The 13,722-nt window shown below is 49.1% G+C and carries 13 protein-coding genes; 8 read left to right on the plus strand and 5 right to left on the minus strand.

Features of this window, described 5'->3' with window-relative positions:
* Positions 1-207 precede the first annotated feature (207 nt).
* From HMPREF9194_RS10040 to HMPREF9194_RS11975, 4 genes are all read left to right on the plus strand, one after another.
* Positions 208-1,716 carry a S41 family peptidase gene (locus HMPREF9194_RS10040; protein WP_016526263.1) on the plus strand — a complete coding sequence of 503 codons (1,509 nt, stop codon included), beginning with the start codon at positions 208-210 and terminating at the stop codon, positions 1,714-1,716.
* Positions 1,717-1,800: 84 nt separating this feature from the next.
* Positions 1,801-2,595 carry an RsmE family RNA methyltransferase gene (locus HMPREF9194_RS10045; RefSeq protein WP_169558733.1) on the plus strand — a complete coding sequence of 265 codons (795 nt, stop codon included), beginning with the start codon at positions 1,801-1,803 and terminating at the stop codon, positions 2,593-2,595.
* Entirely contained in the window at positions 2,577-3,317 is a 741-nt protein-coding gene (locus HMPREF9194_RS10050) for a WecB/TagA/CpsF family glycosyltransferase (RefSeq protein WP_016526265.1), read from the plus strand. The genes HMPREF9194_RS10045 and HMPREF9194_RS10050 overlap by 19 nt, the downstream gene beginning before the upstream one ends.
* 75 nt (positions 3,318-3,392) lie before the next feature.
* Positions 3,393-4,529 carry a sigma-54-dependent transcriptional regulator gene (locus HMPREF9194_RS11975; RefSeq protein WP_016526266.1) on the plus strand — a complete coding sequence of 379 codons (1,137 nt, stop codon included), beginning with the start codon at positions 3,393-3,395 and terminating at the stop codon, positions 4,527-4,529.
* A 77-nt stretch (positions 4,530-4,606) separates the two neighbouring features.
* On the opposite strand, the gene HMPREF9194_RS10060 is transcribed toward HMPREF9194_RS11975, so the two are convergent.
* Genes HMPREF9194_RS10060 through HMPREF9194_RS10070 form a run of 3 tightly spaced genes read right to left on the minus strand, consistent with a single transcriptional unit; the run spans position 4,607 to position 6,585 of the window.
* Positions 4,607-5,347, minus strand: a complete 741-nt coding sequence (locus tag HMPREF9194_RS10060) for an RNA methyltransferase (protein WP_016526267.1) — start codon at positions 5,345-5,347, stop codon at positions 4,607-4,609.
* 15 nt (positions 5,348-5,362) lie between these two features.
* Positions 5,363-6,007: a CDP-alcohol phosphatidyltransferase family protein gene (locus HMPREF9194_RS10065; RefSeq protein WP_016526268.1), complete on the minus strand. Its 645-nt coding sequence runs from the start codon at positions 6,005-6,007 to the stop codon at positions 5,363-5,365.
* On the minus strand, positions 6,004-6,585 hold the full coding sequence (locus tag HMPREF9194_RS10070) for a TetR/AcrR family transcriptional regulator (RefSeq protein ID WP_016526269.1): 582 nt from the start codon (positions 6,583-6,585) through the stop codon (positions 6,004-6,006). The genes HMPREF9194_RS10065 and HMPREF9194_RS10070 overlap by 4 nt, the downstream gene beginning before the upstream one ends.
* 126 nt (positions 6,586-6,711) lie before the next feature.
* Between HMPREF9194_RS10070 and HMPREF9194_RS10075 the strand changes: the two genes are divergently transcribed.
* The 4 genes from HMPREF9194_RS10075 to HMPREF9194_RS10090 all read left to right on the plus strand — a co-directional run bounded on the left by HMPREF9194_RS10075 (position 6,712) and on the right by HMPREF9194_RS10090 (position 11,141).
* The gene (locus HMPREF9194_RS10075) at positions 6,712-7,518 is read left to right on the plus strand and encodes an SDR family NAD(P)-dependent oxidoreductase (protein ID WP_016526270.1); all 807 of its coding nucleotides are present in this window, start codon (positions 6,712-6,714) and stop codon (positions 7,516-7,518) included.
* 118 nt (positions 7,519-7,636) lie between these two features.
* On the plus strand, positions 7,637-8,188 hold the full coding sequence (locus HMPREF9194_RS10080) for an STAS domain-containing protein (RefSeq protein ID WP_016526271.1): 552 nt from the start codon (positions 7,637-7,639) through the stop codon (positions 8,186-8,188).
* 336 nt (positions 8,189-8,524) lie between these two features.
* Positions 8,525-9,328, plus strand: coding sequence for a hypothetical protein (locus HMPREF9194_RS10085; RefSeq protein WP_016526272.1), 804 nt, complete (start codon positions 8,525-8,527; stop codon positions 9,326-9,328).
* A 1-nt stretch (position 9,329) separates the two neighbouring features.
* A complete protein-coding gene (locus tag HMPREF9194_RS10090; protein WP_016526273.1) occupies positions 9,330-11,141 on the plus strand; it encodes a hypothetical protein in 1,812 nt (603 codons plus the stop codon).
* 2 nt (positions 11,142-11,143) lie between these two features.
* On the opposite strand, the gene murA is transcribed toward HMPREF9194_RS10090, so the two are convergent.
* Both murA and pepT read right to left on the minus strand, forming a co-directional pair.
* Complete coding sequence (gene murA / locus HMPREF9194_RS10095; protein WP_016526274.1) at positions 11,144-12,427, minus strand: UDP-N-acetylglucosamine 1-carboxyvinyltransferase; 1,284 nt, start codon at positions 12,425-12,427, stop codon at positions 11,144-11,146.
* On the minus strand, positions 12,424-13,683 hold the full coding sequence (gene pepT / locus HMPREF9194_RS10100; protein ID WP_016526275.1) for a peptidase T: 1,260 nt from the start codon (positions 13,681-13,683) through the stop codon (positions 12,424-12,426). Before pepT ends, murA begins: the two co-directional genes overlap by 4 nt.
* Positions 13,684-13,722 lie beyond the last annotated feature (39 nt).

Genomic DNA, 13,722 nt, shown 5'->3' on the forward strand with positions numbered 1-13,722 from the left:
AGTGGTGTTATGCATTTATTATTCATACCAATATATAAGCCCTAAATCGTTTACAACGCTCAGAGAAGCATAATCAAAACTCGCTAAAGAAAGATAGAATAATCTTGGAAGGACAAGGGGCGGCAGTCTTTTTCCCCGTTCATACCGAAATTCTATTTCCGCCTGCCGATGCCTTGACAAATTACGGTCAGCCCGTACAATAAGTATATGAAAAATCTTAAAAACGCCGCGCCGGTTCGGTTTTTGCTGACCGCGGTTTTTACCCTTTGTCTTGCCCTTTGCATATTAAACATCCCTTCGGTCTTTGCCCAAACTTCCGCTTCAAGCGCACAAAAAGACAGTCAAACCCGTCAATACATGGAACTGCTCAACAGCGTGTACACCTTTGTATTGGAAAACTACGTAGACGAAACGGATCCCAAGGTGCTGTACGAAGGCGCCTTAAAAGGCATGATGGACGCGTTTCAGGACCCGTACACCGCGTATTTGGGTTCCGCACAAATGCGCGATTTAAACGACACGACAACCGGCGGTTTCGGCGGCGTGGGATTGTCGATTACAAAGCCGGCCGAATCGAGTGCGGAAAAGCCCGCTTATGTGGAAGTCGTTTCGCCGATAGAAGATACGCCCGGTTGGAAAGCGGGCATACAAGCGGGCGATTTGATTTTAAGCATAGACGGAACATCGACCGCCGACATCACAATGGAAGAAGTGCTTAAAATTCTGCGCGGCCCGAAAGACACGAGCGTCAATTTGATAATCCGGCGCGGAAAAACAAGCGAGTTTCCCGTTACGCTCGTGCGCGCGATTATCGAAGTTCCCACCGTCAAATACGGCATGATCAACAACGGCAAACAAAAAACGGGCTATATCCGCATCATAGAATTTACGCCGAAAACCCCGAGCCGCGTACAGGAAGCGCTGAACTCGTTTAAAGAAGCTTCGTTCGATTCGCTGATTATCGATTTGCGCAATAATCCCGGCGGCCTTATAACGAGCGTTGTCGAAGTCGCCGACAAATTTATCGATTCGGGAATTATCGTAAGTACGAAAAGCCGGCTTACGTTCGAAAATTCCGTGTACCGCGCAACGGCTAAAGCGACGGTTTTACCCAAGGGAATTCCGCTCGTCGTGTTAATCAACAAGGGCTCGGCGAGCGCTTCGGAAATTTTGGCCGGAGCTTTAAAAGACGATCACTTGGCCTACCTTGTGGGCGAACGTACATACGGCAAGGGTTCGGTACAGCAAGTGGTTCCCCTGCCCAACTCCGACGGCATAAAATTGACTATGGCGCGCTATTATACGCCTTCGGATTCAAACATCGACAAAATCGGTATTCCGCCGGACAAAGAAGTGCTTTTGCCGGTTTTATCCGAAAGCGAAGAAAAAGCCTACGCGAATCTGGTTACGGACGGCACGATTGCAAAATACGCGGAATCTCATCCGAACATGAGCGAAAAAGAGATAGCCGCTTATGCAAAAGAATTGCAAAAAAGCTATAATTTGGAACTGCGTCTTTTGCGCCGCCTTATAAAGCTCGAAGTAAACCGTAAAAAACCGGCCGACCTCTACGATTTGGATTACGACCTTCAGCTGCAAGCCGCGCTTGAAACGCTCAAATTGCCGAATTTCAACGCGTTGGTAAAGTCGGCAAAAACGATTAAAGAACTGCAAGCGGACGCGGCTTCCGAAAGCGCTCAGGCGGCAAAAAAATAGGCTTGTGCGGTGCGCCAGTTCGTCAGTTCGTGCATGCCCGATTCAAAGGGGCACATAGCTTTAACTAAAAAGGAGTCCCGCTATTTGTCCCGCGTTTTGCGCCTTCAAAGCGGTACGCCGATCGATGTACGTTTAAGCGACGGACGCTTCGTTTCGATGCTGTTTTGCGCGGACAAAACCGAACCGTTTTTAGCGGCCGCCGATACAACGGCGGCAAAAACAACAGCACAAAACGGCGCAACAACCCCAAACGCGGCGGCGGCATTAAGTCCCGCCGATGAGGAAAGCGGAGTTGAAACACAGGGCGCCGCAGCTTTCGGGCCCGAACTGTGGCTTTTTCAGTTTGTACCGAAAGCGCAAAAAATCGATTTGATTGTGCGTCAGGCGGCAGAATGCGGCGTAAGCCGTATCGTTCCCGTAAAGGGGGAATATTCGCCGCCTTCGCAGGGCAGAACGGAGCGCTGGCAGCGCATTATCCGCGAAGCGCGCCAGCAAAGCGGTTCGCCGACCGCGACACTTATACGGGAGCCGCTCGGTGCGCACGAAGCCGCCGCTTTATGGCGCGGACAATCCGCCCCGCTTCGAAGCGCGGCCTTTATGCTGTGCGAAAAACCGGAGGGAAACGGCTCGTCTTGCAGCCTGTTTTCGCGCATCGGTGAAGCCGTACAAAAGGCCGGAGGGCCTTTGCAGCGCATAGCGCTTGCCGTCGGCTGCGAAGGCGGTATAAGCCCCGACGAAAGAATTCTGTTCGAACAAAGCGGTTTTATGCCGATACATTTTAAAACGAATATATTGCGCACTGAAACGGCGGCGCTGTACGGACTTGCCGCCGTGCAAAGCGCCGTTACGGAGTATGAAGAATGGAAGTTGAACGAATAAGAGTTGCCGGCGTTCCGGTAGACGTTATCCACCCGGAACAGCTCGAAAAAGTTTTATTCGAGCTTTTGGCAACGTCGGGAACAAAACAAATCGTTTTTTTGTCCGTATGGAACCTTTTAAAAGCGCGGCGGAACCCCGAATACAAATTATGCTTGGAAAACGCATCGCTGGTTTTGCCCATATCAAAAAGTATCATACGGGGTGCCGCTTTTTTAAAAAGAACAAAGCCCGTGCGCTACAATCCTTTTTCGGCGATTATTTCTTTTTTTACGATTTTGGAAACGCGCTATAAGTCCCTGTATCTTTTGGGCGGTCATAAAAACACGCTCATCGAATCGGAACGCAACCTCAAGGCGACCTTTCCCGGCTTGCACATTGTCGGCCGCTACACCGGCTATTTTCCGAAAGATATGGAAAAAGACGTACTTTCGGCCATATTCAAAGCAAACCCGTCCATGGTGTTGCTTGCCGACGGCATTCCGTCCGGAGTTACCTGGTCGTACGCGCGGCGCAACAGCTTCGGTTCGAGCATCTTTGTGTATTATAAGGACGCCTTATCGATTTTTTCCAAACGGAAAAAACGCGTGTCGAACGAAACATTCGATGCGGGGCGCGAAATCTGGGCGGAAATCGCCGCCAACCCTTTAAAGATTTTCCTTGTTTTTCCGTACATATGGTATATACTGTTATTGATAAAGGACAGGTTGTCTTCCGAAAACTGATCGGGGTACCTCTAAAACCGCAGTTTTCAGAGGTAACACTGAAAAGTCGATGTCGATTTTTGAGGTTAATCGGCAATGATGCGAATTTTATTAGTCGGCGGCAGCGAGAAAATCAAAGCGCTCTGCATGTCGCTCGAAGACGAAAATTTTCGTGTTGTCTGCACGACTTCTCTTTCTCCGCCTGAAGACGAAGGGCTGTCGTCGTATGCGTTGATTTTGTTCGACTTCCGCCTGTTCGAGCAGGGACACATTCAAAAAGCTCACGAGGTTTTTAAAAGATGCGGGGATTCGCCCGTTCTCGTGTTCGTAACGGAAAAAACGGCCGCTTTTGCGGCAAAGATTCTTAAACTGGGCGCATCCGACGTCATCGTTTTCCCCTGCTGCCGTTCGTATTTACAAGCGTACATACGATATTACGCTTCAAAACCCGAGGAATTTTCCGTCCCGGATATAACGGGTGCTCATGTTCTGAAAGCCTTTATCGGCGTATCGGAAGCTTCCGCCGTTTTGAAAAAACAAATTTTGCTTGCATCGCAAAACGATATGCCGGTACTCCTGCTCGGAGAAACCGGAACGGGAAAAAGTCTTGCGGCGCGCCTCATACACGACTTGTCGCGACGTAAAAAGTCTTCTTTTGTGGAAGAAAACATTGCGGCCATACAGGAAACACTTGTTGAAGGAGAACTGTTCGGCACCAAGGCCGGCGCCTATACGGGAGCGGTAACGCGGCCGGGACTGTTCGAGCGTGCTTCGGGCGGAACGCTTTTTTTGGACGAAATCGGCGGTATAAATGCAAACGTTCAGGTAAAATTGCTTAAAGTATTGGAATCGGGCGAGTTTCGCCGCGTCGGCGACAGCGAAAGCAAAAGAGCCGATGTGCGCATTATCTGCGCGACAAACAGTCCGCTCAACTCGTGGAAAGACAGCGGCCGTTTTAGAAAGGATTTATACTACCGCATTACGGGCATGGAAATTTCGGTACCGACTTTAGCCGAACGCACCGAAGACATTTTGCCGATTGCCCGCAGTTTTTTGGAACGGCTGTGCGCCGATGCCGGCAGCATGAAACGCTTTTCTCCCGCCGCCGAAGTAAAGATTTCCAGCCATCATTGGCCCGGCAACATACGCGAACTGCACAATTGCGTATCGCGGGCTTTTTACGCCTCGGCGCACACGGTAATTTTAGAAGGCGACATCAAATTCGTTCTGTAAGTTCGCCCTTAAAATTCGTCTTTTACCCCGCGCTTAAAGCCGCACCGGCTTATGAGTACGGGCTTATGCGGGGCGACTTACTCCCGCTTTTTAAGCGCAAGGGTGGCCGCCTTTACAAAGATTTTTTCGATGCGGGAAGCTTCCGTTTCGGACAAGCCCGCCCTTGCAAAAACGGAAAGCCAAAAACGTTCGGCGTCATTGCGGCCGGCAAGCGTAAAAAATCCGATGCGCTGCAGACTGTCGGACACGACTGCAACCGTTTGCTTGAGGCGGCCGAGCGGCACCGGTTCGTACGTACACTGCGCGGGAAGCGCTTTTCGGTATAATTCGTAGGCGATAATCTGCACCGCGTGGGAAAGGTTGAGCGAGCCTTCGGCGGGATTCGCGGGAATCGTAACCGCGGCGCTGCATAGATTCAGCTCTTCGTCGGTAAGGCCGGTGCGCTCGTTGCCGAACACGGCGGCGGCACGGGCTTTGCAAACCGCTCCTGCCGGCGGCGGCAGAGAAAAAACTTTTTGTGCGAATTCTTCCGGCAATAAATAAAAGCCCTTACGCTTTTGCCCGTGCCGCCGCGTGGTTCCCGCCGCAAAAGCGCAGTCGTTCACCGCCGATTCAAGATCGGAATAAAACTCGGCATTTTCCCACACATCATACGAATGTACGGCGCGCGTTTTAACGGTTTCGCCGTCATAGTCCGAACGTTTTCCGACAATGCGCAGGCGGGAAAGCTCCATGTTTTTCATCGCGCGGCAGACGGCGCCTATATTCCCGCTTTCGGCGGGATTGCACAACACAATTACGATATCGGCAAGGTTCATCTTCAGCCCTTTATTTTATTGCCGAATTATACCACAGTTGAAAAATATGGCAAGCCTTTGCGCGCTCGAAACGGCGGCAAAAAATGCAAGAATAAAAAAGAGCGCGTGAACCGTTATGTAAAACACCTCCCGCGGCATAAGCGCATGCAGGACAACAATAATAACGGGCAAAAGATAAAATCCTATCGCCGTATAGCGGCCGACAAAATCAAAGAGAAAAACTGTTCGCTTGCCGCTGCGCGGCGCCGAACGCGCTAATGTCGATGTCGCAACAAATTCCGCCAGCTTAAGCGTAATTACAGCCAGCATCCACAGCGGAAAAAGATGCAGCCTGTACAAAGCAAAACATGAGGAAGCGATATACAAAAAGTCGCAACAAACATCGGCTATCGCACCGAACGGGCTTTGCACACGGAAAAAGCGCGCAGCCTTTCCGTCAAAAAAATCGGTTAAGGCAACGGCCAAGAAAAGGATCGCATATAAAAGGGGGCGCAGTTTTCCCGCCGCGGAACAAGATGAAACAAGCAGTATATATGAGGCGGCAGAAAGCGGCACGCGCAAAAAGGTCAGCGTATTGACTAAAATAAAAGCCGCCCGCCTTTTCCGGGTTAAAATGTTTTTTTGCACGGGAATCTCGCCGGCAGTATTTTTGTACATCATTCGGCTAATATTCCTTTAACAAAATATAATACGAAAGTTTGCAGCGTTTCGCCGTAAGCTTCAAAATCGCTGTTTGCAATATGACAATCCACATAGTAAATAAAATCGAGTACTTTTAAAATCTTATCGATGGTATCGGTGTCGAGATTTTTCCGCTTTAAACGATTTGTAAAGGTTTCGCGCAAAAACCGATGAAACGAATTATTTTCCCTGCCTGTTTCGGACGCATAATATTCGTGCAGCTTGTCCGAAATAAAAGGTTTGTTCCATTCGGCAAGAATTTTATTACTCATAACATTATTAAAACTGTACGCAAACAGCTGTTCGATAACGCGCTCGGCATCTCCGTCCCAATCGATTTCTTCTATGAGCTGTTTGCGCATCGTTTCGTTTTCGCGGATATGTACATCCAAAAAAATATCTTCTTTTGATGCGTAATACTTATAAAATGAACCGACCGCCATGCCGGCTTTTTGCGCGATTTGCGAAATATTCGTATCCTTATACCCGTTTTGCAAAAACAACTCATGGGCGGCTTCGTTAAGCCGTTCTCTTTTTTCTTCCGTTTTTTCTTCCATACCGCAAAATCCTTTCATGCTTTTTAATACTTTCAGTATTTGCGCACCATCCCGCACTCCTCCGTACCGAATGCAGCGGCAACAAAATGAATGAATATATTTTTTAATTCATTCACAAAATACAATATGAGAAAAATTCCGTTTTGTCAAGCGCATCCCGCCCTTGACCTCATCCGTTTTAAAGCGTACAACGTTTTTATGGAAAATATTGCGGGAAAAACGGCGCTGGTAGTCGGAGGAAGCGGCGGCATCGGAGCAGCCGTTTGTTCAAAACTTGCCGATTGCGGCACCGACCTGATTATTCACGGTTCGGCCGAGTCGGCAAAATTCGACGCGCTTGCAAAACGGTTGTCGGAAAAAGTCCGCGTCGAAAAAATCATTCAGCATTTTGAAAGCGGCTTTGAAGCGTCTTTTGAAAAAACAAGGCTCAACCAAACGCTCATTCGTGCCGATATTATATGTGTATGCTTCGGACCGTTTGTTCAAAAAGAATTGCATCGAACGACTGCCGAAGACTGGCGCATTGCCGCAGAGCTGAACTACGTTTTGCCCGGCATGATTATTTCTTCAGCGCTGCCCGCAATGATGCAAAAAGGCTGGGGCAGATTTTTGCTCATGGGCGGAACACGAACCGATTGTATCAGGGCTTTTAAGACTAACGCGGCCTATGCGGGCGCCAAAACGGCATTGGCAACGCTCGCACGTTCGACCGCGGTTTGTTACGCCCGGTACGGAATAACCTGCAACCTTATTGTGCCCGGTTTTACACGGACGGAATACATCTCCGAGTCCGAGCAAAAAAAACTTGCGGAAAAGATGCCGCTGCATAAGCTTGCCGAACCAGAAGATATCGCCGAAGCGGCGGTTTTTTTGCTGCGGCAGCCGATGATAAACGGCGCCATACTGAACGCGGACGGGGGTTGGGAACCGTAATTCACGCATGTAACGCAAATAATCTTCGAATGTTCGAATTTGGATTTGACATGAGTTATACTAATAGTGTACAATATAGATTAAATGGTTATTTTTGATAACTGTAAGGAAAGACGACATGGATGCGAATAATAATTTGGTACCCGGTTTTAACGACGAAAAAGAGGACAGTCTCAAAATCACCCTGCAAAAAGTCGATCAGGTGCGCAACGGTATCATTTTGTATTTGAACGGTTATATTGATACCTATAATTCAAGCTTTTTTCAAAAACGGGTCGCGAAAGTTGTCGACGCCGGATACAAAAACTTAATATTCAACTGCGCCGCATTGAACTACGTTTCGTCGACGGGAATCGGCTCCTTTACCGCCTTTTTAAAAATGGTAAAACCGTCCGGCGGCGACATTGTCCTTTTGGAAATTCAGGCTAAGGTATACGAAGTATTCCAATTATTGGGATTTTCCCAATTTTTTAATATTAAAGGCTCAGCGGAAGAAGCGATCGCATTCTTTAAACAGGGCGTTGTTACCGAAACGGGCATTTTTCCGAAAATCTTCACCTGCCCCGTTTGTTCAAAAAAGCTGAAAGCGCCCCGCTCCGGCCGCTTCCGCTGTTCGGAATGCAAAACGATTTTGGCCGTGGATGCCAACGGACAAGTGTTTTTAGGCTAGAACCGGACAACGCACAGGTAAGCGGCTCTTTTGGCCGGTTGTGGAAAACCTGTGCAAAAAATGATGAAAGCCGCCGCACTTACGCTATTTCCTTAAAATAAAAAGAATTGTACCATGCCATACGGCGGACTGTCCCCGACTTCCGCTAATCCTTTATAATACAATAATTTAAAAATATCTCTAAAATAATCGCTTTACGCCGCCTCATCGAGCGTTCCGCGGCGGAAGAGTTCGGCTATCTGTTTATATGATAAACAAATACCGTGCTGTGGAAAAGTTGTTGATAATTCCATTTAAATCTTGTATTTATTCGATATCCGTGATATTCTGATAAAAATGAAAAAATCATTGTTTTTTATTGCAATATACATTTTTACGCTTTTGCTGTTTACGGCCTTTGTCGCCGCAATGATTCTTTTATATCCGGGGACACCCGGCTACTTGTCATATACGGATCCGTTTGAGCGCATTGCCGATGTTTTTTCGTATTCGTTTTTTTCGCTGCTTCCTTTAAGCGGAGTTGTGTCGCTTTTGTTTGTCGTTTTTGCCGCCGCACGGCGCGGAAGTTCATCTCTTTTCGATTTTTTAGTGTACCTTTTTTTATGCTGCGTCGTTTGGCTGCTTATTATTCCGCTGTGCTTTTTGTACAATCCCGCGCCCAAGGTGAGTGCTTTTATAACGGGCCGACAGGAAGCATCTCCGGCCGCAGTGTTTTTTAAAAACGGATTTTCATATATTTTGCTGCGCGATTATGAAGCCGAATATCTAAAGCCTCCGGCTTTTATCGCCGGTTTTTTCCCGAAACTGTTTTTTGCCGCATCCGTGATCCGTTCTGCCGTAGCGGGAGGACGCCTTTCCTATTTGATAACGGCCTCGGCCGGCCTTGCATTCGGCGCTCTGTACGGCTTTTATTCGTTTTCGCGCTGGAAACTCATGAACGCGGCCCTCGTTATCGTTTTCGCTATAGGAATCGGCGCACTGAATATTTACATACACACGCCGGCTTTTTCTTCAACGGTGCATACAAAATGGTTCCCGCTTTTTGTGAATTCGGCCGTATGCGTTTTGCTGTGCATACTTCCGCTTACGCGCGCGATTGTGCGTTTAAGGGCCGGCACGGGAAGCCGAACGGAAGGCTGATATGAAAACTTCAACGCGCACATGGATTTTAATCTTCGTATACACGGTATTCGCTTTCGCTTTTTTTGTCGGAAAAGCGTTTTTGATAAAGGAACTTCCGGTACTTATGCCTAACGACGCCGGCATGTGGCGCTTTGTCACGGGCGTCCGCGCTTTTTTTGCCCGGCTTCCGGCCATTCTCGCATCGGTATGCTGCATTGCCTTTTCGTGGTCGTTTGCTAAAGACGCCGGCAAAAATCTGGCACGTTTTTCGCCCGTTCAGTTAAGAAATTACCGAACGGTTCTCGTCGCCTCCTGCGTGTCCGTTATTTTGTGCTTTGCGGGTACGGAAATTCTTACCCCGATCGTATCGGCAAAACAAACGGCCCTCGAAAACAAAATGCAGGATTATAACTGGTACACGGAACAAACGAAAACGTCCGTAAACGAAGGCAATGCGGCGGCAGCCGTTTTTTATGCCGAAAATGCTTTAGCCCTGTGGCCGGACAATCGCGACGCAAAAAAACTCTATGACGATTCATTAAAACTTTCGGCGCAAAGCGAGCGGAAAGAGGCCGAACCTTCATCCGCCCTGCCGTCGGATATAGCCGCCCTGCAAAACACGCCGTATTCGGTTATGCGCTTGCTGCAAAAAGCTCAAACGGCCTTCGAATTGAAAAACTATTTTGACGCGCACTATTACGCGTGGTGGGGTCTTAAACTTGCAGGCGACAACGATGCGAACAGCGGCGAACTTCGGCGCATTGCGGTCGAATCGTGGAACATTATCGCGTCGTGGTCGGGCTTCGAAACGGACGATGCGGCGATGATTTTTTTAAAAAAGCGTGAAGGCTACAGCGCGCTTATGGAAGGGGATGCACTGGGTGCGTATTACACCTTCCTCGATTTATACGAAGCGAATGACCTTGATCCGGACATTCTGCGCTTTTACCGGCTTGCAACCGAAGCCCTGCTCAAACAGTATTTTTTTATCGATGAAACGCGCAATCTCGCTTTTTTTGAAAACTTTCAAAACGTTTCTTTTAAAGTAACGCATCCGGACGGCAAAACCGACCTCATAAGCATAGGAGGGGTGACGACGGTTGCAAAAACGGATAACGTTGTAAAATACCTGCGCAACTATTCATGCCTTGCATACGATGAGGCCGGACATTTGCTGTATTCCATGACCGATCCCTATGTAAAACTCATCGGGCAAAGAGCCGGTTCTTTGGGTATAGGCTACGAAAAGCGCACGGGCATTCAGGATGCCGAAACCTACGTTCCGCAGCTTTTATTGACTTCAGTGGACAGAAAAAATCGCGACATAGTCGGTTCCCCGCATTATTTTGCGGCACAAAGCGCTCAATACGAGCGGGAAATCGTGCGGATTTTGCCGATGAGTTTGCAGGATTTTGATTTGGCGTGCAGGGCATCCGCAAAAGGCCCGCAGTATATGAATTTGGCTTTTTTATTCCGGTTTGTGCCGATTGCCGAACGCTACGGATTTCAAAAACGTATTTTTTCGCTGTTTTTGCTTCAACGTCTTTGCCGGCCGCTTTTACTGCTTGCATTCTTTATCTTTTTATCGATTATTGCATGGAATTACAAACTCGAATCGTCGCAAGTGTTCCGCTTTACATGGATTTTCAGCTTCCCCGTGCTTACGGCGGTTGTGCAGTTTTGCATGGAATGGTTCCGCTACTTGATGAACCTCATATACTACGCGCTGCCGGGCGTCGCGTCTTTTGCGCAGCTTCCCGTCGTACTCGTCGTGCTTTTCGTATGCGTGATTTTACTGTCGATTAAGTTTTTATCGCTGCACGAAGAATAGCGCTAGCTGTCGATTCTTTCTATATGCGCGCCCAAACTTTTTAAGCGCTCGGTTAAATGCTCGTAGCCGCGTTCCACTTGGTAAACATTCCGAATAATGCTTGCGCCTCGCGCGCACAAAGCCGCAATCACAATCGCCATGCCCGCGCGCACGTCCGGCGAAGATAATTCCTCGTCACCGTGCAGGGTACAAGGCCCCGATACGACGGCGCGGTGCGGATCGCATAAAATAATACGCGCGCCCATGCCGATAAGTTTGTCGACAAAGAACATTCTCGATTCGAACATTTTTTCGTGAATGAGCACGGTACCTTTTACCTGCGTTGCGACAACCGTCATAATGCTGGTTAAGTCGGGAGGGAAACCGGGCCACGGCGCATCGTCTATTTTCGGAATCATGCCGCCCAAATCGGTGTTGATTTGCATTTCCTGCGCGGCGCCGACTTTTATCGTATCGCCGTCCGTTTCCCAGTGAATGCCGAGTTTGCCGAATGAAAGTTTTATCGGGCGCAGGTCGCAGTTTTGCACGCCTTTTATTTCTATGCTGCCTTTGGTCGCCGCGGCAAGTCCGATAAAGGAACCGACTTCCATAAAGTCGGCGCCGATTTTAAACTCGCAGCCTTTCAGCTCTTTTACGCCTTCGATTCTCAGAATGTTCGAACCGCAACCGCTTATTTTTGCGCCCATTGCGTTAAGCATGCGGCACAAATCCTGAACGTGCGGTTCGCAGGCGGCGTTCGTAATAACGGTTGTGCCGCCGGCACGCGATGCGGCCATAAGCGCGTTTTCGGTCGCCGTAACGGACGCTTCGTCCAAAAACAAATCGGTACCGGCAAGCTTATTCGCGGTAAACGTAAAGCGTCCGTCGATGTTGACCCGCGCGCCCAATTCGGTAAGGGCTAAAAAGTGCGTGTCGAGCCGCCGCCGGCCGATAACGTCGCCGCCGGGCGGATTCATGCTGACTTTGCCGCAGCGTGCCAAAAGAGGGCCGGCAAACAAAATGGACGCGCGTATTTTTTTGGAAAGCTCGACGGGAATATCGCAGACGCGTATATTTTGCGCATGAATCGTCCACGAATTCTTGCCCGCGGATTTTACGGAAGCGCCCAAAGCTTTAAGGATTTCGAGCATAACGGCGGTATCGGCTATGTCGGGAATATTATGGAGCGTTACCGGCTCGCTTGTTAAAAGTGTTGCGGCAATACAGGGAAGCGCGGCGTTTTTGTTTCCGCTGACGGTAATCGTTCCCCGTATCGGGAAGCCGCCTTCTATACGGTATTCGCTCATCGCTTTTCCGCCCACAACGCAATCAATTCCAAAATGAGGCCGACCGCATAGGTCATTTGATTTAAGGACGCCCATTCGCGCCGTGAATGGAAGTTATGACCGCCGTTAAAGACATTCGGCGTCGGTCTTCCCATTTCGGTTAAGCGGGAACCGTCGGTTCCGCCGCGGATCGGCTTCGATACGGGCTCAACTCCGACCTTTTTTGCGGCCTTTAGAAGCATTTCCATAACTTCGGGATTTTTGTCCAGATTTCCTTTCATGTTGACGTATTGCTTCGTATGCTTTACCTTCACCGAAGAACCGGGGAATTTATGTTCCATTGCCTTTGCAAGCACGCCGACCGTCTTTTTTCTGCGCTCCATAGCTTCATCGGTGTAATCGCGCAAATACAAAAGCACGTTCGCCCGTTCAATATGACCGCTTATCTGCATGGGCGCGTAAAACCCCAAATAGCCGTCGGTAGCTTCGGGACTTTCGTTTTGGGGCAACAAATTGACGAAAGCCGCGGCCATCGTAACCGCGTTGACCATATCGGGACGCGCCGTTCCGGTGTGTTTCGCCTTTCCGTTAAAAGTGATTTCGCTTTTCCACGCGGTAAAGCATTCGGATTCCAATTCGCCGATGTGCCCGCCGTCGATCGTATAGCATTGCTTTGAGCGCAGCCAATCGAGCGGCACCTTATCCATTCCGTGTCCGGTTTCTTCATCCGGATTGAAAATAACTTCAATCGGCCCGTGCGGTTTTTTGTCCGTGTTAAGAAGCATATCCAATGCGGTCATAATCGAAGCGATTCCGGCTTTATCGTCGGCGCCGAGCAGGGTTGTGCCGTCCGTTGTAATAATCGTTTCACCGACGGAAAGCAAAAGCGCTGTATCCTGCGCGGGATCCAAAACGACGTTTTCTTTAAGGCGCACGGGAGAACCGTCGTAGTTTTTAATAACCTGCGGGCACACGTCTTTTCCGGACACTTCTTCGGCCGTATCCATGTGGGCTAAAAGTCCTATTGAGGGCGCTTTTTCGTATCCCTTTGAGGCGGGAATGCGTGCGCACACATACGCGTGGTCGGTTACATGCACGTCTTCAATACCCAACTCGTGCAGTTCACGTTCCAAATTTTGCGCGAAATCTCTTTGGCGCTCGGTTGAAGGTATAATGCCCTTATCGGCTTTATCCGCATCGCTGGTGGTCCACGTTTGCACGTAGCGCAAAAAGCGTTCCAAAAGCGGCTGAGCGATTTTATCGTTATAGTTTTTCATACGCACAGCATACGATATTTTCGCACGGGGCGCAAGAGC

This window comes from Treponema maltophilum ATCC 51939, assembly GCF_000413055.1.
In the GTDB taxonomy this organism is placed as follows: Bacteria; Spirochaetota; Spirochaetia; order Treponematales; family Treponemataceae; genus Treponema_C; species Treponema_C maltophilum.